The 19,414-nt window shown below is 63.1% G+C and carries 29 protein-coding genes and 1 pseudogene; 17 read left to right on the top strand and 13 right to left on the bottom strand.

Going from position 1 to position 19,414, the window contains the following annotated elements:
- Positions 1 to 95 precede the first annotated feature (95 nt).
- Both RAD04_RS32800 and RAD04_RS32805 read left to right on the top strand, forming a co-directional pair.
- Complete coding sequence (locus tag RAD04_RS32800) at positions 96 to 302, top strand: hypothetical protein (RefSeq protein ID WP_028144895.1); 207 nt, start codon at positions 96 to 98, stop codon at positions 300 to 302.
- A gap of 71 nt (positions 303 to 373) precedes the next feature.
- Complete coding sequence (locus RAD04_RS32805; RefSeq protein WP_461627164.1) at positions 374 to 694, top strand: hypothetical protein; 321 nt, start codon at positions 374 to 376, stop codon at positions 692 to 694.
- Positions 695 to 708: 14 nt separating this feature from the next.
- Here RAD04_RS32805 and RAD04_RS32810 read toward each other — a convergent pair whose 3' ends face one another.
- The 3 genes from RAD04_RS32810 to RAD04_RS32820 form a co-directional block, all read right to left on the bottom strand.
- Positions 709 to 1,278, bottom strand: coding sequence for a TetR family transcriptional regulator (locus RAD04_RS32810; protein ID WP_461627093.1), 570 nt, complete (start codon positions 1,276 to 1,278; stop codon positions 709 to 711).
- On the bottom strand, positions 1,278 to 1,622 hold the full coding sequence (locus tag RAD04_RS32815) for a DMT family transporter (protein WP_028144892.1): 345 nt from the start codon (positions 1,620 to 1,622) through the stop codon (positions 1,278 to 1,280). Before RAD04_RS32815 ends, RAD04_RS32810 begins: the two co-directional genes overlap by 1 nt.
- A gap of 190 nt (positions 1,623 to 1,812) precedes the next feature.
- Positions 1,813 to 2,478, bottom strand: coding sequence for an O-methyltransferase (locus RAD04_RS32820; RefSeq protein WP_461627094.1), 666 nt, complete (start codon positions 2,476 to 2,478; stop codon positions 1,813 to 1,815).
- A gap of 97 nt (positions 2,479 to 2,575) precedes the next feature.
- On the opposite strand from RAD04_RS32820, the pseudogene RAD04_RS32825 reads away from it, so the two are divergent.
- Positions 2,576 to 3,207: pseudogene (locus RAD04_RS32825) on the top strand (TetR family transcriptional regulator).
- A 45-nt stretch (positions 3,208 to 3,252) separates the two neighbouring features.
- Complete coding sequence (pdxY, locus tag RAD04_RS32830) at positions 3,253 to 4,071, top strand: pyridoxal kinase (protein WP_461627095.1); 819 nt, start codon at positions 3,253 to 3,255, stop codon at positions 4,069 to 4,071.
- Positions 4,072 to 4,074: 3 nt separating this feature from the next.
- Here pdxY and RAD04_RS32835 read toward each other — a convergent pair whose 3' ends face one another.
- The gene (locus RAD04_RS32835; RefSeq protein ID WP_461627096.1) at positions 4,075 to 5,379 is read right to left on the bottom strand and encodes a hypothetical protein; all 1,305 of its coding nucleotides are present in this window, start codon (positions 5,377 to 5,379) and stop codon (positions 4,075 to 4,077) included.
- Positions 5,380 to 5,706: 327 nt separating this feature from the next.
- On the opposite strand from RAD04_RS32835, the gene RAD04_RS32840 reads away from it, so the two are divergent.
- The 4 genes from RAD04_RS32840 (at position 5,707) to RAD04_RS32855 (ending at position 7,049) form a co-directional block, all read left to right on the top strand.
- Positions 5,707 to 5,877, top strand: coding sequence for a Flp family type IVb pilin (locus RAD04_RS32840; protein WP_461627097.1), 171 nt, complete (start codon positions 5,707 to 5,709; stop codon positions 5,875 to 5,877).
- 63 nt (positions 5,878 to 5,940) lie between these two features.
- Entirely contained in the window at positions 5,941 to 6,195 is a 255-nt protein-coding gene (locus tag RAD04_RS32845; RefSeq protein ID WP_461627098.1) for a hypothetical protein, read from the top strand.
- A gap of 172 nt (positions 6,196 to 6,367) precedes the next feature.
- A complete protein-coding gene (locus tag RAD04_RS32850; RefSeq protein WP_461627099.1) occupies positions 6,368 to 6,616 on the top strand; it encodes a hypothetical protein in 249 nt (82 codons plus the stop codon).
- Between the two features lie 286 nt (positions 6,617 to 6,902).
- Positions 6,903 to 7,049 carry a hypothetical protein gene (locus tag RAD04_RS32855; RefSeq protein WP_162832230.1) on the top strand — a complete coding sequence of 49 codons (147 nt, stop codon included), beginning with the start codon at positions 6,903 to 6,905 and terminating at the stop codon, positions 7,047 to 7,049.
- A gap of 18 nt (positions 7,050 to 7,067) precedes the next feature.
- Here RAD04_RS32855 and RAD04_RS32860 read toward each other — a convergent pair whose 3' ends face one another.
- The gene (locus RAD04_RS32860; protein ID WP_461627100.1) at positions 7,068 to 7,628 is read right to left on the bottom strand and encodes a bifunctional transcriptional activator/DNA repair enzyme AdaA; all 561 of its coding nucleotides are present in this window, start codon (positions 7,626 to 7,628) and stop codon (positions 7,068 to 7,070) included.
- A 125-nt stretch (positions 7,629 to 7,753) separates the two neighbouring features.
- On the opposite strand from RAD04_RS32860, the gene RAD04_RS32865 reads away from it, so the two are divergent.
- Both RAD04_RS32865 and RAD04_RS32870 read left to right on the top strand, forming a co-directional pair.
- Positions 7,754 to 8,170, top strand: coding sequence for a nuclear transport factor 2 family protein (locus tag RAD04_RS32865; RefSeq protein WP_461627101.1), 417 nt, complete (start codon positions 7,754 to 7,756; stop codon positions 8,168 to 8,170).
- Positions 8,171 to 8,256: 86 nt separating this feature from the next.
- Complete coding sequence (locus RAD04_RS32870) at positions 8,257 to 9,177, top strand: DMT family transporter (RefSeq protein WP_461627102.1); 921 nt, start codon at positions 8,257 to 8,259, stop codon at positions 9,175 to 9,177.
- Positions 9,178 to 9,184: 7 nt separating this feature from the next.
- Here the strand turns inward: RAD04_RS32870 and RAD04_RS32875 are convergent, their stop codons facing one another.
- Entirely contained in the window at positions 9,185 to 9,535 is a 351-nt protein-coding gene (locus tag RAD04_RS32875; RefSeq protein WP_461627103.1) for a zinc ribbon domain-containing protein YjdM, read from the bottom strand.
- Between the two features lie 115 nt (positions 9,536 to 9,650).
- Entirely contained in the window at positions 9,651 to 9,824 is a 174-nt protein-coding gene (locus RAD04_RS32880; protein WP_461619966.1) for a hypothetical protein, read from the bottom strand.
- Between the two features lie 389 nt (positions 9,825 to 10,213).
- Between RAD04_RS32880 and RAD04_RS32885 the strand changes: the two genes are divergently transcribed.
- The 5 genes from RAD04_RS32885 to RAD04_RS32905 all read left to right on the top strand — a co-directional run bounded on the left by RAD04_RS32885 (position 10,214) and on the right by RAD04_RS32905 (position 13,390).
- On the top strand, positions 10,214 to 10,618 hold the full coding sequence (locus RAD04_RS32885) for a VOC family protein (protein ID WP_461627104.1): 405 nt from the start codon (positions 10,214 to 10,216) through the stop codon (positions 10,616 to 10,618).
- A gap of 39 nt (positions 10,619 to 10,657) precedes the next feature.
- Positions 10,658 to 11,305 carry a cell envelope biogenesis protein TolA gene (locus tag RAD04_RS32890; RefSeq protein WP_461627165.1) on the top strand — a complete coding sequence of 216 codons (648 nt, stop codon included), beginning with the start codon at positions 10,658 to 10,660 and terminating at the stop codon, positions 11,303 to 11,305.
- Positions 11,306 to 11,557: 252 nt separating this feature from the next.
- Positions 11,558 to 12,094 carry a helix-turn-helix domain-containing protein gene (locus tag RAD04_RS32895; protein ID WP_461627105.1) on the top strand — a complete coding sequence of 179 codons (537 nt, stop codon included), beginning with the start codon at positions 11,558 to 11,560 and terminating at the stop codon, positions 12,092 to 12,094.
- Between the two features lie 124 nt (positions 12,095 to 12,218).
- Positions 12,219 to 12,500, top strand: coding sequence for a hypothetical protein (locus tag RAD04_RS32900; protein WP_461627106.1), 282 nt, complete (start codon positions 12,219 to 12,221; stop codon positions 12,498 to 12,500).
- A gap of 383 nt (positions 12,501 to 12,883) precedes the next feature.
- A complete protein-coding gene (locus tag RAD04_RS32905) occupies positions 12,884 to 13,390 on the top strand; it encodes a hypothetical protein (protein ID WP_461627107.1) in 507 nt (168 codons plus the stop codon).
- Positions 13,391 to 13,594: 204 nt separating this feature from the next.
- Here RAD04_RS32905 and RAD04_RS32910 read toward each other — a convergent pair whose 3' ends face one another.
- Complete coding sequence (locus RAD04_RS32910; RefSeq protein WP_461627166.1) at positions 13,595 to 14,662, bottom strand: hypothetical protein; 1,068 nt, start codon at positions 14,660 to 14,662, stop codon at positions 13,595 to 13,597.
- A gap of 157 nt (positions 14,663 to 14,819) precedes the next feature.
- Positions 14,820 to 15,614 carry a transglycosylase SLT domain-containing protein gene (locus RAD04_RS32915; RefSeq protein WP_461627108.1) on the bottom strand — a complete coding sequence of 265 codons (795 nt, stop codon included), beginning with the start codon at positions 15,612 to 15,614 and terminating at the stop codon, positions 14,820 to 14,822.
- On the opposite strand from RAD04_RS32915, the gene RAD04_RS32920 reads away from it, so the two are divergent.
- Positions 15,613 to 15,759 carry an HNH endonuclease gene (locus RAD04_RS32920; protein WP_461627167.1) on the top strand — a complete coding sequence of 49 codons (147 nt, stop codon included), beginning with the start codon at positions 15,613 to 15,615 and terminating at the stop codon, positions 15,757 to 15,759. The genes RAD04_RS32915 and RAD04_RS32920 overlap by 2 nt on opposite strands.
- A 4-nt stretch (positions 15,760 to 15,763) precedes the next feature.
- Positions 15,764 to 16,234: an SMI1/KNR4 family protein gene (locus RAD04_RS32925; RefSeq protein WP_461627109.1), complete on the top strand. Its 471-nt coding sequence runs from the start codon at positions 15,764 to 15,766 to the stop codon at positions 16,232 to 16,234.
- A 172-nt stretch (positions 16,235 to 16,406) separates the two neighbouring features.
- On the opposite strand, the gene RAD04_RS32930 is transcribed toward RAD04_RS32925, so the two are convergent.
- From RAD04_RS32930 to RAD04_RS32945, 4 genes are all read right to left on the bottom strand, one after another.
- The gene (locus RAD04_RS32930) at positions 16,407 to 16,922 is read right to left on the bottom strand and encodes a ParB N-terminal domain-containing protein (RefSeq protein ID WP_461627110.1); all 516 of its coding nucleotides are present in this window, start codon (positions 16,920 to 16,922) and stop codon (positions 16,407 to 16,409) included.
- Positions 16,923 to 17,156: 234 nt separating this feature from the next.
- Entirely contained in the window at positions 17,157 to 17,936 is a 780-nt protein-coding gene (locus RAD04_RS32935) for a hypothetical protein (protein ID WP_461627111.1), read from the bottom strand.
- Complete coding sequence (locus RAD04_RS32940; RefSeq protein ID WP_461627112.1) at positions 17,929 to 18,480, bottom strand: hypothetical protein; 552 nt, start codon at positions 18,478 to 18,480, stop codon at positions 17,929 to 17,931. The genes RAD04_RS32935 and RAD04_RS32940 overlap by 8 nt, the downstream gene beginning before the upstream one ends.
- 71 nt (positions 18,481 to 18,551) lie before the next feature.
- A complete protein-coding gene (locus RAD04_RS32945; protein ID WP_461627113.1) occupies positions 18,552 to 19,076 on the bottom strand; it encodes a hypothetical protein in 525 nt (174 codons plus the stop codon).
- Positions 19,077 to 19,414 lie beyond the last annotated feature (338 nt).

A 19,414-nucleotide genomic window follows, 5' to 3' on the forward strand; every position in this document is an offset into this window, starting at 1 on the left:
CGCCGGCCGATCATCGGCGCCATGCCTGCGGATGGCACCAAATTGCCATGCTCCCGGCGAATTGCCGCCAAAGCCCGCTGCCACGAGAAGGCCGGGTGCAGGGCGACGCAAGGGGATGCGAATTGGCCTACAAGATGATCGCAGAACGCGACAACGAGAAGTACAGTTTCGCCCGAGAGAGCCGGCTGCTCATCGTGGCGAAGGCGAAGGTGTGGGCGAGCGAGGGGTGGCGGGTCGTCATCACCGACCAGGACGGCAAGGCCTACGCACCGCCGGAGTTCGATCAGCTGTCGGCGGCGTGACCGAAGGGCGGGCGAGAGGACGGCATTTGAGATCGCTGTTTCGATCGGGGCGCGACCGGATCGTGCCCGTGATGACCGTTGCAGCCGCCGCTCTTCTGACGGTGACGGTCGCCGCCGCGCAAAATCTCGACGCCGGCAAGCCGCCCGCAAAGCTCTTCGCTGAGGGCTGCGCGACCTGCCATCGCAGTCCGCGCGGCCTTGCCAAGGGTCGCTTCAGCCTGACGCTGTCCTGGTTTCTCAGGGATCATTACGCGACCAGCTCGGACTCGGCCAAGGCGCTCGCGGCGTATCTTGAGTCAGTCGATACTCCGCCGCCGCGCGCTGCTACCAAGCCCGCCAAGAAGCCCGCGCGATCCGCATCGCGTCCGCCCAAGCCGGTGCAGAGCCAGTAGGACGTGCGGGGCTGCTATCTGCGCCGATAGGTTTGCGCGAGTAGCCGTGCGTGCACGGCGCGTAGCTCGGCGCTCATCCGCGTCTGTCCCGTCGTGACATAGGAGAGCCATGCGCCGTCGGCGGCGAGGCGCACGATTTGCAGATCGGGCGCGTCGTCGGTCGTGCGATGACGCTTCAGGCGCGCCTTGATCCAGTCGTTCCAGAGCCGGCGCAGCGGCGGATCGGTGACGACGACCATGCTCAACGCCGCCCATGGGGTCGCGAAGCCGAAGGCCTTTCCGGTGAACACGGCATTCACATAGGCCCGCGTGAAGCTGCCGTTTGGTTTCGGGTCGGCTTCAATCGCGGCGTCGATCTCGGCATCGACGCGCGCGAGCAGGTCGGCAAACAGGCCCTCGATCAGCGCCTGCTTGCTGCCAAAGTGGTGAAACAGCCCGCCCTTGGTGACGCCGGCTGCGACTGCGACCGCTTGCACCGTGACGCCGGCGACGCCGTGGTCCATGGCGATCGCCGCGGCACAGTCGAGCAGGGCGCGCCGGACCTGCTCCGGCTGCTTGGCGCGGGTGTAGCGGCTTTCCGCCATCAATGCACACTGGCCTGCGAGAACAGGTTGATGACCACGACCCCGGATACGATCAACGCGATGCCGACGAAGGCCGCGGCGTCCAGCATCTGGCGGAACAGCACGAAGGAGACGGTTGCCGTCAGGATGATGCCGACCCCGCCCCAGATCGCATAGGCGATGCTCAAGGGGATGACGCGGATCGCCACCGACAGCGCATAGAACGAGGCGACATAGAACAGCACCATCGCCAGCGTGGGCCACGGGCGGGTGAACTGCGCGGATTGTTGCAGGAAGGCGGAGGCCGTGACCTCGAGAACGATGGCGAGGGCAAGCGCTGCGTAGGCATTGAAGGCGGAAGTCATGGTCAGCTCCGGCGCGGGGGCAATAGAAAGATACCGCGCGGTAGGTATGTTTAGCACGCCGGGCCCGGCTTTGGCCCGAACGAGGTATCACGTGTGAGTGACGAGGCTGCGACACGCGTGACGCAGCATGAAGCCGCCGCGTGGCAAATAGCGCGGCGGCTCCAAAATTTTCGTGGCGTTTCGACCGGTGTCAGCTGATCCGCACGGAGAGTTCGACGTCTTCGGCGAAGGGCGTGGACATGTAGCCGCTGCCGGGCGCGCGCACGCGCGTCAGATAGTCCGGGCTGTCGTCGGCATTGTCGGCGACGATGATCGCACCCGGTCCGAGATGGCCTTCCAGCAGATCAAGGATCTCCGGATAGAGCGCCTTGGCGCCGTCGAGCAGCACGAGGTCGATCGTGGCAGGCAGATCGGCGCTGAGCGTCTTCAGCGCGTCGCCTTCACGGATTTCGACCAGATCGATCAAGCCGCCGGCGATGAGGTTTTCCCTTGCCCGCGCCGCCTTGGACGGCTCGAACTCGCTGGTGATGAGGTGGCCGCCGCCATTGTCGCGCAGGCCGGCGGCAAGGTGCAGCGTCGAGATGCCGAACGACGTGCCGAACTCGACGATCACCCTGGCGCGGGAACTACGTGCCAGCATATAGAGCAGGTGGCCTGTCTCGCGCGAGACCGCGAGCGGTGCGTCCTTCAGGCGTCCGTAGAGGTCGCGATACTCGGTCTTGCTGCGCATCAAGCGCGCCCGGTCTGCGTCGGACAAATCTGCGACGGCGGCGCGCGTTGCGCCGTTTGCTGCCTCGGCCGCGTCGAACAGGCGGTCCAGCAGCGGCGCAAGCGATGTGATGGTCGGGGTGGTCATTCGAGGTCTCCAGAGTTGGCGAAGAAGCGCGTCCTTGCGTGCCGAGTGAAATACGACTAATTCATCGCATTTCCTATTCGCATTGCCTGAGTGAGCCATGGCCGAGCGTCGAAGCCGTTCAATTTCCTCACGAAAGCAGCCGCAACAGGCCCGCTCCAGCGAGCTTGTCGCGGCCATTCTCGATGCCGCTGTTCAGGTCCTGGCGAAGGAGGGCGCGCAGCGTTTCACCACGGCGCGGGTGGCGGAGCGGGCCGGGGTGAGCGTCGGCTCGCTCTACCAATATTTTCCGAACAAGGCCGCGATCCTATTCCGTCTCCAGAGCGACGAGTGGCGGCGCACGAGCGACCTCTTGCGCGGCATCCTCGAAGACCGGGTGAAGCGACCGCCGGCGCGGCTGCGCGCGCTGGTCCACGCCTTCATTCTGTCCGAGTGCGAGGAGGCCGCGATCCGCGGCGCGCTCAGCGATGCTGCACCGCTTTATCGCGACGCGCCCGAGGCGCAGGACGCGCGGGCCGCCGGTGAGGGATCGTCGCGGCGTTCATGCGGGAGGCGCTGCCCAAAGCTTCCGAGGCGACCCGCGCGCTTGCCGGCGAACTGATCAAGACGACGCTGAGCGAGGTCGGCAAGCGGTTTTCGGAAATGCCGCGCAGCGAGGCCGAGATCGCGCGTCATGCCGACGGGTTGGCCGACATGTTCTGTGCTTACCTCGGTAAGTTGGCGCGACGCTGAAGCTACTCTTGCCACACACGACGTTTGACCTTACGGACCTCTTTCATGCTCGTGATCTCCATTCAAAGCCAGGTGGTCCACGGCCATGTCGGCAACAGCGCGGCCGCCTATGCCATTCAGGCGGAGGGCGTGAACGTTGCGGCGGTGCCGACGACGCTGCTGTCCAACCATCCGCGCTATCCGAGTCTGCGCGGGCGGGTGCTGGAGACCGAGCTCGTCGCCGATCTCCTTGAGGGCGTCGAGGAGCGCGGTCTGGTCGACGAGGCCGCGGTGCTCGTCACCGGCTATCTCGGCTCGCCGGGCAACGCCGCTGTCATCGCCGATTTCGTCGAGCGGGCGCTCACGCGGAATTCCAAGCTCGTCTATCTCTGCGATCCCGTGATCGGCGATGATGGCCGCGTCTATGTCGCCGACGGCATTTTGGACGTTGTCCGGCACCGACTGCTGCCGGCCGCAAATCTGGCGACGCCGAACCAGTTCGAGCTCGAGCTGCTCTCAGGTCTCACGATCGCGGGTGCGGAGGGACTGCGCGTTGCGTGTGCGGCGCTGGCGGGGACCCGCCGCATCGAGATCGTCGCCACCGGCTGCACGCTCACCGATACGCCCGAAGGGCAAGTGGAGACGATCCTGTGCGCCGACGGGCAATTGTCGCGCTTTGCGACGCTGCGCCTGCCGATCCGTCCCTACGGCACCGGTGATCTCCTCACCGGCCTGATCGCCGCGCATCTGGCCAAGGGCCAGGCGACGGAGGCCGCGGTGCGGCTTGCGGTCGAGACCATCTTTGCGGTGCTCGTGCGCACGCAGGACGCCGGCACAGCTGAGATGCGGCTCGTGCCGCTGCCGACGCCGGGACACCAGCCGTAGGTCTCAGGTCGCGCGCTTACCGGTCGATTGCGCCGATTTCTGCGGCTTGGCCGGGCTCTTTTGCTCACGCGCGGCTTGTGCCTTTTGGGCCCTTGACGGCTTGGCGCTCGCAACAGTCCGCGTCTTCTTCGATTTGGCGCTGGCGACTTCCTTGCGCTCACCCGTGCCGCGCTTCGAGATGTATTCAGCGCCGTCGACCGGGCCGACATGCGGCGGATCGCGGCCGAGATAGGGCCGGCCGATGCCGTAGGCCTTGCCGTTGGCGTCGACCCACTTCCACAGAATTTCCGTCGAGACCCAGCGCTGCGCGCGGTTATTGCCCTGGGTGCTGACAATATCCGCCGCCATACCATGGCCGTAGCCGCCGCGCGTGCTGCCGCCGTGATAGGAGCGGTCGGAGGCGGCCTTCAGGCCGCTCGCGATCGACTGGCGATAATCGTCACGGAACGCGCTGGTGATGCCGGGCGAGAGTCCGGCGGCTTCCGCGGCGAGCAGCGTGCGGAACAGCTTCCGCTTGAAGCTCTTGTCCATGCCGCCGATGACGTAGTCCATCATCGACATGCCGGCGTGCTCGGCGGCCTTTGGATCCTTCCAGGTGAAATCCTGGTCGACCAGCTTGGTGAAGCTGCGCATCACCGTGACCGTCTTGCCCTTGCGCTTGACAGTGACGGCGCGGCGCTCCTGGACCTTGATCGAGTCCTCTTTTGCAGTGCGCTGATAGAGCGCCCAGAGATAGCGGTCGATGCAGGCATCCATGACGAAGCATTCGTCCAGCACGGCGACGGTGTCGGCGGGCGGTGATGCCTTGCTCGCAGGCGTGACGGGGCCGCTCGCGATCGCCGCGGGGGACAGCGCGTCGGTCGTCACGATCTCGGTGGGATCGGCAGATGCGAGCTTGACGGGCGCCGGCGCTGCAACTGGGGCAGGCTCGTTGATGGCGGGCTCTGGTTCAGGCGATATCTGCGGCGCGGGCGGCGTCTCCGTCGGAAGGATCAGCGCCGGATCTGCCGAGGCGAGCTTGACGGCGGGAAGCTCGGGCACCGCTTCAGTGATCGTCGGGGCCGGTGCCGCAGCGACGGCAGCTGCGATGTCGGCAGTCAAGGCGATGCCGTCCTCGATCGTCGCAGCGTGCGGGACGTCGGCGAGGTCGAGCCAGCTGAGATCTTTCGCGCGCGACACGGCAGCCGCATTGGCGCCGCTGTTCTCGATGAGGGCAGGGGCATAGGCGGAGAAGGAAAGTGCCAGCCAGCCGGCGAGAACGGCCGAGGGGCACGCCACCGCCACCAGAAGAGACCGCCGATCGTTCATGATCCCTGCCTCCAAACGGTTCTGTTCGGACACGCTTTGTCGGAACAGTCATGATGCAAAAACAGTCTTGCACGGAAAGGCACGCAGCACCTCGATTGTTCGGAGGACCGTGTGGCGACGCAATGGCGTAATTCGGCGAAATCGGGCTTTTCGCGGAGGTGTTGCCAAGCTGCAACGCGAGTTCCCACTGCGGTTTTCAACGGAATCGCCAGCAAATGCGGCGTTCATTGTCGTCGACTTGAAGCGATCGAAGTCACTCAATCTTGGATTGTGATCGTGCATTTCTCGCCTACCGGCCGTTCCGGCAGAGTTGGGAAGGACACGATTGTGAAGTTGAAATGCAAATGGGCTGAATTCGTCGCCGAGGAATCCGGCGCCACCGCGATCGAATACGGCCTGATCGCAGCCGGCATCGCGCTCGCGATCATCGAGATCATCTATGCGCTCGGCACCAATCTCGTCGCAAAGCTGCAAGCGCTGGCGACCGCCTTGAAATAGGGCGTCGTGCCACGGCATCGATGACGGAGTGTGGGGCGGAATCACCGTCTTGATGAGGGCGTCTTGTCCGATGCGTTGCCGCAACTTTGTTGCGGCTGGCGCGTTTGGTCGGCCATGACGCATTCCTCGCTTCGTCCCATGGACGCTTTCGATCCCACCGAGCCCGCCATTCTGCACGATCGCATTACGGACACGATCATCACCTGGACCGCTGACCAGGCCGACGATTACCGCCAGGCCAGCCGCCCGGGCGAGGACGGAACCGTGGCCTGGAAGGCCTATCTCTTCGATGGCTGGGGCAATGTGCTCGGTGGCTGAGCACCGTCCATAAATCCGTCATGTCGCGGCGGGCGGTGATTCGGCCAACGCCTTGTACGCATTAAACATATCGCCATGCACAGCACGCTATGTTGCAATGCAATAAAACATGTCGCGACGCAGCAAAACGCACCTAAATATGCTCCGACTCTTCCACTCAGGAGCATCACCAATGAACAAGAAGACTCTGTCGATCGCCGCCGCCATCCTGACGATCGCGGGCAGCACCGCGGCTTTCGCCGCCGAACTGCCGACTTACGAGACCAATGGATTTCCGGTCTCGCCCTTGCAGGTTCGCGTCCTCGGCGCCGCGCGTGTCGAGCAGCAGACCGCTGCGCCGACCACGCTGGCCTCGGTCCACCAGGCGAAGGTGCTCAGCCCTCGCAAGGTGAAGACCGCGACCGTTGGCGTGGCCCACTAAACTGCCATCGTGAACGGCAGATGGGTTCCGCGGAGAGGCGGGACCCATCTGCACCAATTGATCGAAATCGACGCTGCCCGCGCATCGTGCAAATGTCTCGGCACGATGAATTGACACCGATGCGCTGATTGAGAATCCGGCCGCGAACAAGTTCGCGTGAATGTGCCGGTGATGTATGCCCGTTCATAACGGGCTTGATCCTTTTAACAGTTGCTTTGCACGTCGCGTTGCTTGATGCGGCCGCCGCATTGTGGCGGCCAATTTTGAAATCATAATGGAGGCCATTATGCCCGTTGCGCAGAAAGTCGTTGCCGCCACCACGTCGCCGCGTGCGTTCATTCTCAAGCAGACAGCTTTGTTCGCCGCCGCCGCTTTGTTCGTGTTCGTGCTGAGCCTGACCTACGGCCTCGATCTCAGCCCCGGATTTTTCTGAGCGACTTCCAGCGGCGCGCTAAGCTCTTCGCGCGCGCAGGCTTGACGGCGAGCGGCCGTAGAGTTCGGCGAAGGCGGCGTTGAATCTGCGCAGGCTGCCGAAGCCGGCCTGGAATGCGATATCGGTCATGCTGTCGTCGCCGGCGTCGAGCAGGCGCTTGGCGCGCTGGACCCGCAGCGTCCCGGCGAGCTGCTGCGGCGTGGCGCCGACGTGGCGCTCGAACAGGCGCGCCAGATGACGCGAGGAGATGCCGAGCCGCATTGCCAGATCGACCACCGAGCCTTCGTCGAGCGCGCCGTCATCGATGAGCTTCATGGCCCGCGCCACCGTGGAGCGCGTGCCGTTCCAGGCCGGGCAGAACGGCGCAGTCTCGGGCCGGCAGCGCAGGCAGGGCCGGAAGCCGGCGGCCTCGGCCGCCGCCGCCGTCGGATAATAGGCGACGTTGCGCGTCAGCGGCTGCTTGGCCGGACAGACCGGGCGGCAATAGATGCCCGTGGTCTTCACCGCCGTGAAGAAGCGGCCGTCATACCGGGGGTCGCGGCGCAGGCGCGCTGCGTTGCAGACATCGAAGCTCAGCATGGCCGGATCATAACGCATGACGGCAGCGGCGGAAGGGCTGCGGGATGACCGAGTCCGATTGTGGCGAGCTGCAAGGCGCATCGCGGCCTAGAAGGCGACCCTCAAGGAAAACGAGGGAACGCATCATGTCGAGCGCAAAAGGTATCGTCCTGAACGCGTGGAAGATCTTTTCGTCGCGCGATGCCGAGCGCATCGCCGCATTATTCACCGACGACGCCGAATGGATCGCGCCGAAGGGCAATGCCACGGCCGTCGCGCTCGATCACACCGACCATATGGCCGGACCGCACCAGATCGCGCGCTTCATCGCGCAGGAGATGCACAAGATGTTCTCGAACATCGATATCGCGTTCCGCGGCGTCTATGCCGACGGCGACGTCGTGATCGTGGAGGAACGGATGCGCGCCACATTGCCCGGCGGCAAGCCCTATGAGAACGATTATTGCTTCGTGTTCACGGTGACGGGCGACCGGATCCGGCAGGTGCGGGAATACATGGATACGCGCAAGGGGTGGCGGATGGTGTTCGAACAGGAGGCGTGATGCGTGGGCCCCACAATCATCGTTGCGTGCCAGCCCTGCAGCGGCGTGGGTTGAGCCGATTTACACGCTGACATAAGGCTTGGTCCATGGATCAGCGGACGAGCGGCGCCGACGCTCTATCTCAGAACAAGGATGCGGCGCCGGCACTGGTCGGCGTAACTTGCGGCCTTGCCGCGGCGCTGTTCTGGGCGCTCGGCTTTGCCGCCACGCGGCATGGCCTCAAGCTCGGCTTCACGCCGGTCGATCTCCTGGTGCATCGCTATGTCTGGTCGGGGATCGCGTTCCTGCCGCTGGTGTTCCGCGCCGGCATCTCCGATCTCTGCGGCATCGGCTGGAGCAGGGGCCTTGTGCTGATGGTGCTCGGCGGTCCCGTGATGTCGCTGATCTCCTACACCGGCTTCCTGTTCGTGCCGCTCGGCCATGGCAGCGTGATCCAGCCCTCCTGCGCGACGCTGGGCGGCCTGCTGCTCGCGGCGGTCGTGCTGAAGGAGCACATCTCCGTCTCACGGCTTGCCGGCGCCGTCGTCATTGTCGGCGGCCTCGGCGTGATCGGCGCGGAATCGATCGGCCATATCGGGGCCGACGGCGTGCTCGGCGATTTGATCTTCGTGCTCACCGGATTGATGTTCGCCGGCTTCGGCGCAGCTCTGCGCCACTGGCGCGTCTCGGCCGTGTCGGCCGCGCTGGTCATCAGCGTGCTGTCGCTGCTGCTGCTGCCGGTCTACATCGCAACCGTCGGGCTCGCCCATGTTGCGGCGATCGGCGTGACCGAGAACGCGATCCAGGCGCTGGCGCAGGGCGTGCTCGCCGGCCCCGCTGCGCTCTATCTCTACGCCGTCTCGGTCCAGCGCCTCGGCGTTGCCCGCGCCGCGGTGTTTCCGGCCTGCGTGCCGGCGCTGACGCTGCTCACCGGCTGGCTGCTGCTCGGCGAGCCGCCGACGATGCTGCAGGCCGCGGGGCTGGTGACGGTGCTCTGCGGGTTCTATCTGGCGCAGCGGCAAAGCTAAGCGCAAGCTACGCCTTCTTCACGAACTCCGACTTCAGGTTCATCGCGCCGATACCGTCGATCTTGCAGGCGATGTCATGGCCGTCGCTGGCGTCCTGCAGGCGGATGTTACGCACCTTGGTGCCGCCCTTCACCACCGAGGAGGAGCCCTTGATCTTGAGATCCTTGATCACGATGACGCTGTCGCCGTCAGCGAGCACATTGCCGTTGGCATCGCGCACGCCCGCGTCCTGCGCGGTGTCCGCCGCCGCCTCCGCCGCACCGCTCCATTCATGGCCGCATTCCGGGCAGACCCAGAGATCGCGGTCCTGATAGGCGTGCTCGGAGCTGCAGGCGGGGCATTTCATCGTGTCGGTCATGGCAAGTCTCGTTGAACCCTTCTCTCGTCTCACGCTTCGTTCGCGGCGCGACCGTAGGGGCAGGATCGCGGAAAGCAAGGAAAAGCTGCGGCCTGCGATCGCTACCGGTGCGATATCACCGAAACAGCGCGACGAAGATCACGTAGAACCAGCCCAGGATGCCGTGGATGATCGCCCACAGAATAGAATGGTTGTTGGTGTAGGAGATCGCGATGGCGAGCGCCGAGCCGAAGCCGACGCCGTATTTCGCGCCCTCGACGTGGACGCCGTAAGAGCGGTTGCCGTTCATGGTGATGCCTCCGTGAGTCGTTGACGGGCGCGAGCCTATGCGGTTGCGGCGATCCTGGCGACCGGCTTGATCCATGAGGCAATGTCGTCGTTGCGACTTGAGCTGCCTCAACGCCTCCGAGACATCGAATCTCGAAAACAACCCCATGCACAGTAGAGGTGGCCTTGATAAGGCTCGTGTTTTCGGCTTGGCCGAATAATGTTCTGATGCGTCGGGCAAAACAGTGGCATGATGCGATGGTGCCGCTCGTCCGCGAGGCGCTTTGTGCGGCGTGCGTAGCCCGGATGGAATGTCAGCGACATCCGGGTCCGGACATGCGGCAACATCCCGGATTACGCTGACATTCCATCCGGGCTACGCTTGCTGCGCAACCGCGCAACGAGTCCGGCATGACCTTCCTCCTCAACATCGACGTCCCCGACGTCGCGCAGGCCACGGGCTTTTACACCGCCGCCTTCGGCCTCACCGTCGGCCGCCGCTTCGGCGCCGACTTCGTCGAGCTGCTCGGCTGGCCGGCGCCAGTCTATCTCCTGACCAAGCAGGCCGGCACGTTAGGTGCCGGCGGCGATCGCCGCCGCTACGAGCGGCACTGGACGCCGGTGCATATCGACGTCATCGTCGACGATGTCGACGCTGCCGTCGCGCGTGCGCTCAGTGCCGGCGCGATCCTGGAAGCGCCGGCGTGCGATGCGCCGTATGGGCGGATCGCGATGTTGGCCGATCCGTTCGGGCACGGGTTCTGTCTGCTGGCGTTCAGCGAGAAGGGGTATGATGCGCTGCTGGGGAATTCGTAATTCGTAGCGCGGGTGAGCGAAGCCACAAATCGGGACGACATGCCGGCAAAACCGAAACGAAAACTGAAGACCTACCAGACCTCGCTCGGCTTCTACGACCAGGCCATCGCCGCGCCCTCGATGAAGGCGGCGCTGGAGGCCTGGGGCGCCAGCTCCAACTTGTTCCATCAGGGCGCGGCGAAAGAGACCGACGATCCCGATATCGTTGCGGCGACCATGGCAAAGCCAGGCGTCGTGCTCAGGCGCCCCGTGGGATCGGACGGGCGGTTCACCGAAAGCGCCGAGCTGCCCACCGATCTCGTCGATGACGACGCCAGGCCGAGACGCAAGGCCAAGAGCAAGACGCGATCGACGAAGCCTCCCTCCAAGGCCGCCAAGAAATCATCCGGCAAGATCGACGATCAGGCCGCCCGCAAGGCCGCTGCGGCATTTGAGAAGGAGGAGCGGCGGCGCGAGGCCGAGCGCCGCAAGGAGGAGGCTGCCCGCGCCAAGGCGCGCGCCCGCCGCGACAAGGCGGTCGCCATCGCGGAAGCGACGCTGGATAAGGCGCGGCGGCAGCACGACGCGAAGGCAGAGGAGATCGACGCCGCCCGCGCCGCGCTCGACGACCGCGCCGAGGCCGAGCAGTCCCGCTGGGACAAGCAGCGGGCGAAGCTGGAGCAGGCCCTGCGCCGCGCGCGGGAGTAGGGTGGCAAATAGCGGCAAGTAGCCCGGATGAGCGAAGCGACATCCGGGAGCGGAGCGGGCGGTCCATTTCCCCAATATCGCTGCGCTCATCCGGGCTACGATCTACGGGATCGCCCGGGAGCAATTCCTTTACCATGCCATCCAGTCCCGGCTGAGGCGGTTGCCGGTTAGGAGTTGCAGGAAAGTTCTGCGCTATCTTCGCCCCGATTTCGGCAGCGTTGGAAACGCCGTCGCAAGTTTTCGGGAGCTGTCATGAGCGATCATCGCGCCGCAGTCAGGCATCACACGTTGCGGACCGGCCTTGTCGAGTTCGACAACGGCACCGGCAGCATCGTCAGCGTGCCCTGTACGATCCGCGATGTCTCCGGCACCGGCGCGCGCGTGGCGCTCAACAGCTCGGCATGGGTGCCGGAGCAGTTTTCGCTGATCTTCTCGAGCGGTCTGCGCAAGGGCTGCCGGCTCGCCTGGCGCAAGGAGAGGCTGATCGGCGGCGCGTTCGCGGACGGTTATGCGAGCGCGGACGAGCAGGCCGCCATGATGACCGCGGACGAGCAGGCCCGGCACCGGCTCGGCATCGGCGCGCGCGTCAAGGCCGCACGCGAGACCCGCGGCTACACCGAGGCCCAGCTCGCCGAGCACCTGGGTGTCACGCCAACCTTCGTGGCACTGGCCGAGCAGGGCGAGGTGGACATTCCGCTGTACCAGCTGATGCACATCGCCGATCTGCTGATGGTCAGTCTCGACGGGCTCGTTGCGGGGCCGGTGCTTGAGGATGTTGATGCGGGGTAGGGCTTCGTAGCCTGCTGAAACGCCCGAGCGCGCGTCTCGAAGGATGGCCGCAGAAAAAGTCGCGCGAAATTCGCTTGCCTTGCCCCGCGTCCTTTTGCACTCTTTGCGCGAAGGAGACCAACGCATGAAAAAAATGACCGCCGCCTGCGCGCTCGGAACCGCCCTGGTGCTGAGCAGCCTTGCAACATCAGGCGCGGAAGCGCGGACGCGGAAAGCCGTCGTCGTTCGCGCGCCGCAAGAGCGGCTCATCGTCACGGCGCCCGTGCTGAGGCCGACGCCGTGGGATTACAATGTCGTTCCGCGCTATCGCTATCGCCCCGAGGACGACCGCGTCGATCCCTACGGCCCGCCGCTGGTGCCGTCCTATGTGCGCTATGAGGGATGGCGCTGGCCGTATTGGTGGTGAGGTACGATCACATTCTGAGCACGTGATCGGCCGGCGCGGACGCAGGGCTGAATACTCGCGGTTGGCGTGAGACGCAGCCGATGAAAGGTTCTGCGCGTGCGGCAGCCCTCACGCCACGCTCGATCCGGGCCAGGCTCGTCAGCAATTCGTGCAGGTTCATTTGTCTTTTGGACAGTCGGGCGCTTGAGCAAACGACATCTTCCATTTGGAACGCGGACAAGTTGAAGTTTGATGGCTCGTCATCTCTGCGTGCAGAGTTGGCGATTGGGAAAAAATGGCAAAGTGGAGACTGTCAAGGACACATCGAGGTAGAATGACATTTATCCCCGTAATAAACCCAATGCTGTTTGAGGTGCTGGGCGCGCGTATTGGGAGGAATGGTCATGGCAAGTGTCGAACAATTGCACAGGCGGGACGGCGTGAACTTGGTCCAACTCGAAGCCGACATCACGTCGATCCGCTCGGGAAGCTCCATTACTTCAATTAATCTGCCTGATTACGTCGAGCACACCGCGGGCGTCTCGCGCGTCGGTGCGCTCAGTGCAGAGGCGGTCGTTCGCGACTATGAGTCCGCGGCAAAAGAGATCGAGGCCATGGGCACCGAGTTGATCGACGCCGCGCAAAAATGCGAGGCGCTGACGGCCCAGGTCCATGATGCGATCGCCTTCATGCGAGAAACCGCGGCGGGGTATCGTGAAGAGGGACGGAAGATCTTCAAGCGAATCGAAGAATGCGCGCTGTTCACCGAAGACGTGCGCAAGACCTGCGAACAGGTCAAACGCAGAATGACTGAAGTCTCGGTCGGCCCGTCTTCCGATGAGGAGCTTGCGGCGCAAGATCCCGAGCTGACGGGGATCGCGGCCCAGGTGACGATGAACGAGATACGGTGAGGCGAACGTAGAGCGTAGCTGGTTGATCGCCCGGATGAGCGGAGCGATATAGGCGGGGCTTTGCTGCCGAAGCATTCCCCCCGGATGTCGCTTCCGCCTTCGCGCTTCGAGCGACGGCGGACAAGTCGCTCGTCCGGCGACGCTCGTTTGCCAACCGCCGTCATCCGCCCGCGCGTGCGAGAAACAAGTCCGCGCCTTGCGGGCTCACCAATCCGGATCGCCGTAATATGGGTCGTAGGGCGGCGGCATCCACGGGCCTCGCGGCGGCGGCCTCGGCCGCCGGGGTTCCGCCGCTGGGATGTGCGGCCGGGCACGCGCAGCCGAATCGTTGCTCACCACGCTGCGCACGACGGGCTTGGCGGCTGCAGAGGCGGATGATGCCGATGACGCGCTCAGTTGCGTTTGCAGCGCCTGGACCTGCGCGGCGAGGCGCGCATTGTCCGCCGCATCCTTCTCTTGCGCTGTCTTGAGCTGTTGAATGGTGTCGGCCTGCTCGCGCAGGGTCTGCTCGTTGCGGGTTTTCAGTTGCTCGAGCTTGCCGTTGATGCTTGCAAGCTCGCTCGTGATGGCCTTGAGCGATTGCGCGAGATCGGGCGATGACGGGTCGGGCGCTGTGGCGCCGGGCCTTGGAGCGTCAAGCCTTGGAGCGTCAGTCCTTGGAGCGTCAGGCTTTGGCGCGCTTTCCGTTTCCTTGGATGGCGGCGGCGCGGGCACCGGGCTCGGATCACCCGCGGCAGCCAGTAGCACGGCCGGCGGCTGCGCTGGGCCTTCCACCGCGGACGCTTGCGGGGGGCTGCTCGCGGCCGGCGGCGCCCATCGTGCCATGATCGACTTGCTGATCGAGCTGGCCTCATCGCGATATTGCGAAGCGAAGGCGGCGCCGAGAAGCCCGATCGCCAGCACGAGGCCAACCAAAGCGCGCATCATGGTCCGATCTCCTTTCAAGCCTTGATCGCGAAGCTTGGCATTCGGAGCGTTGACATTCGGAGGCTTGGCATCCGGCGTCGGCGCCTTGTTTCCGGGAGCGGTGGCTGCCGTCGTACCCGCGCTTGCGCGCGAGGCTGGCTTGCCTTCGCCGTCGTGTTCCATTCCGGAAACCAGCCGGTCCAGCCGTGCAAGGTCTGCCTGTGTGCTCCTGATCTGGTCAAGAGCCCGCGTCAGCCCGCCGTCGGCACGCGCCTCGTCCGGCTTGGCGGCATCAGGTTTGGCGGTATCAGGCTTGCCAGTATCAGGTTTGGGGTCGTTCGTGTCAGGCACCGATGCGCTCTCCATCCGGTCGGGCGTCAATGGGAGGCAGTCCGATCTTGGGAAGGATAGGTCTCGCCACTGTCCGACACAACGCGCACGCAAAGGAAAAATTATGGCGGACTCGGGCGACATCGTGGGCACGGCACAAGTGTGCCTTTGCCCACCCTGCGGCACCACCGTATTAGTCGCCGTCCTCCGCCGCCAACCGCAGAAATTGCCGCTTCATCGCGTTGACCCTGCCGACATACCCCGCGACGAGGTGATCGCCGCAGCGTGTCCCAGCGATCATCACGAACCTGCGCCGCGCATAGGCCGCTGCGGGACCTGCGCCGCAGAGATGGATGAAGGCGGCCAGATCCTGCTTCTGCTGCGCGCTCGCCTTCACGTCGCCCGCGAGGGTGAGAACCATGGCTACCTGGCGGTCCAGATACACCGAGGCCAGCTCGATGGCATGGCTCGGGATCGCGCGGATGTAGAGGCTCGTGAAACCGCATCCGGTCTGCGTGACCGCGTTGCTGCGGACACAGAACCGTGCGGCCTCCGCGAAGGCCGGATCGGTCATCTGGAAGAGCCCGACAGCACTGGAGGCGGGCTTGTAAATCGCCAGCGGATTGAGACTCCATCGCCAGCGCCAATAGGTGCGCGCCACCGGATTGCCCGAACTCTCGACCTGCGCCAGCGCGGCCAGCAATTCGGGCGTGATCGCAGCGGTGGAGTAGGTGCGGAAGAGGGGACCGTAGCTCGCCCAGGTCTTGGCCGACTCCTTGTCGAGGGCGTGACCGACGACGGCGAAGAGCTCGGTCGGCTTGCGGATGATGTGATAGGCGATGTTCAGGAATGCGAGGGTTGCCAGAAGGATCACGACGCCGCCTGTGATCCGGACCATCCGCGGCGCGCGCGCAAACCTCTTTCGCGCCCACTGGACGCTCCGCCGGACTCTGCGAAGGCGGAAGAGGAGCTTGCTTTTCCTTGGCATGGGCGCTGTGGGCATAAATCGCGGAGACAATGATACATGGCGCCACCATCAAGACATGAAGAGCATGCAGCTGGTACCACGTAGCATAGACAGAGAGCTCGCCCACCGGGGCGGCGACTTCATGACCACGGGACAGGACGCCTAGGCCCATGAACTATCTCGATCTCATGGACAACCGACGCCCACCGGCGTCCGCCGATGCCATCCACGCGCTGGAACACCATATCGGCGCGCCGCTGCCCGCGCCCTACAAGGCGCTGCTGGCGCAATCCGACGGCGGCGGCTTCGAGCCCTGCGGCGTCGAGCTGCCCTGGCGCAACGACCGCACCGTCCTGGACCTGCTGTTCACGACCCATCCGACCGACAGCTACGGCGTCATCGACAATTACGACATGTATCGGAGCATGAACCGAATCCCCCGCCTGAGCTGCCCCTTCGCGCCCGATCCCGGCGGCGACCTGTTCCTGCTCAGCCTGGAGCAGGACAGCTATGGCCGGGTGTTCTACTGGGAGCACGAGCGTGAGCCGGCGGATGGTGGGGAAGTGTTCGCAGAGTACCCGAATACGAATGTACTCGCGGCGGATTTTGAGAGCTTCATTCTTGGGTTGGGGGAGGCGTGAGTTCGGAGTTTAGTCCCCAAAGATCAGGCCAAAAGAGTTGAGTGCACTGTCACTGTAATTTGGTAGCCCGGATGGAGCGCAGCGCAATCCGGGATGTTGCCGCAGGGTATACCGCCCCGGATTTCGCTGCGCTCCATCCGGGCTACGCGCTCCATGAGCTGATAGCCGGCAATCAATACCGGCCGCCGCTGCCCTTTTGCTGCGTGATCCAGGCCGACAATGATTTCGGTGCCGCCTTCGCAATGCGGCCTGGTGATGCCTTCGGATTGTCGCGGACGCCTTTCGCCAGACGGGTGCGCGGCGCTTCCGTTGCGCCAGCGCCCTTCAAGCTAGCCGTCGATGCCTCTGCGGCTTCCTTCTCGAGGCGCAACTGTTTCAATCGCGCCATCTTGATGCGCTCCGCCTCGACTTCAGGTCGTTCGGACAGCAGCGGCTTGTGTTGAGCCAGCTCGGCCGGAACCAGGACACCGATAATGGTCGTCTCGCCGAGCGCCTTGCAGGCTTCGAGCCGATGCAGTCCCTCGACCAGAACGAGGCGGTCTCCGTCGAGCCGAACGGAAATGGGCTCCTGTTGTCCGATCTCCATAATACTTTCCGCGACCTCCGCGACGGTCTCGGGCTTGATGGCCTTCTTCTGCTTCGTGGGAACGAAGATCTTCTCGATCGGGAAGCTTTCCGGTTTGGGCATAACTCGACTCCGCTTCTACCGGGCCCGTCGGAACCCATGCCGGTGGTGTCGGGAGTTTAGGGGGGAAGGGCTCGACCGCAAAGGCAATTTCGGCGAATTACTGTGTGCACTTAATCAGGGTCGCATGCGAAAGTTAGCCGAAGTAGCCTATCCGGCGATGGCGAACGAATTTAGTGCACTGTCACCTTAATTCTTGCTCGAAATGCGTGTAAGACGACCGGATGGCGCTTCGTTCTAGCCGGCTGGGCTCGCTCGCTCAGTGCTGCTGCTAGAATTCCTTGCAGGTTCAATCTTTGCAAGATGCATTAATTCAGCGATCACTCGACGAAACTTTAGCTTCAAATCGTCGACGTCCTGCGGCTTCGTTATGTATGTTCTGTTGTGCGCAGCAGTATCGCCCGCTGATTTTACTTCTTCCAAGATCTCTGCACTTCCTCGCGATAGCTTTATAAACTGGCCGCTCTTAGCGATACCGATAATGTCGCTCAGTTGAACATAGTTGCCTTGATGCTTGATTGCAGCCGAATGGCTGTTCTGTTCAAAGGCCTCGATAAGGAGAGTTTCCATTAAACGTCGACACAGCACGACGCAGGCATCGTAGAAGCCAAATTGGTAGGAACCGTTTATCTGGCGCACGAGTGTTTCGAGATAACGTCGAGTAGCCAGGAAGTCGTCACTGGCCAGCACGTGGCTCTCGACTTTCGGCATCGGTCGCTTAAGTAGAGATTCGTATTTCTGCTCTAAGAGCGATTTTTTCGATAGCTTGATTTTGTACGAGCCTGCCCTCTTACCTCGGACGACATCGCCGTGGGCCGTGAGGCGCGTGCCTAGTCTTGTAGAATTTACTCTTCCTCGCAAGGAAAGGTCGTGCATAACATCGGCCAACTCCGACGTGGTAACGTCGTGCGCCTCTAAAGTGTGTTCGAGGAACCACAGCAGGGCTACAGCTAAGTCGACCTCGCTTAACTGTATGCTGGCGAGCCCTTCACCGAAGGCGACTAGATCGTCATTCATTTTTCATCAGCCAGTTTTCAAAATCAGCAGCGGCCTGTGCGCTCAGTCGATAAGTAGCCGGTGGGCCACCTGCCCGTCGTTGGGCAGAGGTTAGAAATTTGCTCATGTATTTCTTTAGTGTTTTGGATACGTCGGGAAGGCCGATTCGAATGGCGAGAGCTTCCAAGGTGCGATGTATTTGTCCGGAGGTGAGCGGTTGGTCAGATATCCAAAGGATGAGTGCAACCTTGTTGAAGGGGTCGCCCTTAGCGTGGATGATCTTGCTTGTAATGCGATCGAAAATTGCGTGCTCTTTGATTTCGTTGGCCGTTGCGTTCGCGTCGAATGCGCCATCGGCATTGTCGTCGATCGGTCTTGATGCCTGACGAGTCCTCTTTTGCTTGTGGCGTTCCAGGGTCGCTTTGGCACCCTCGGGGGCGGGCTTAAAGGGGAGGTCGGAATCCTGCCACCATCTTTCGAGAAGGGCATCCACGTCATTGCGCGGCCCTTCAACTTCGATCTCTCTGACGCCAATCCGCAACTTAATCTTCACTGCATTTATCATCGCGATCCTCGTTGAAAAATTTGAAATAATCACGAGTCTGGGGAGGCTAGTGCAGCCAGGCTACATTGCGCCTAACTCGGTTCGTCCGATGGGAATGAAAGCTTTGTCATGGCGGTCACGCGTTTGGCTCCCTCCATTGTGAGCTTGTAGGTTTTGCGCGCTTGTCGAGAAGTGCCGCCCTTCTTCAGTTGAAGTACGAGAGCGGGACGTTCGCTTTTCAGCGCAGTCAGCGCCTCAGTGATGTTGCCGACGCCGTGGCCGAGATCCTTCAGCAGTGCATTTAGAGTTTGAGCGGGAAAGGCGGGGGCGCCTTCACAAATCTGTATCCAGTACGCCGCGATCAGAGCTTTGTCCTTTTCGGTCGTTGGATTCGCCGCATCGAATAATTCAGCGAAGCTGCGGTACTCACTGGCGTTAGCTGAATCGGTGGTGAGTTCGATCGGGCGAGCCGTCGACGGCTCGATAGTGGCCAGAGATTGTGTTCCGCGAAACCGACTTAGAGCCCAATGAAGTGCCCTGGCTCGAGCTGCGTCGTCCAATGGCTCCAACGCGTCGGCGATCTTCTTCATCGCATCTAGTTCGTCGAATCCAGTCACTTGAGGATCCTCCTGTTCAATTTGGCGTCAGTCTATGCCGTTCGCTATCTGCATGTCAATATTAGACACGATGTCGTCTTTGTAACGTGTTCTAATAACTGAATAATTAGTGCATCAAATTTCTCTATGTAGCTGCATGCATATGATGTGTGGCGCCTGAAGAACTCCCGACTACGATCTGGTCAAGATGATGTGGAATTGTCCCATGCGCAGATGCGCGATCTGTCAGACCGAAAAATTACGATATTACAAAGCATTGTTGGTGATGTGGGAGAATTTTTGGGTTGACGCGTACGCCGTGGCCATTTTGCTTTGACGAGATCGCGGCCAGGAGTGCG

This window comes from Bradyrhizobium sp. 25ACV (assembly GCF_054863005.1).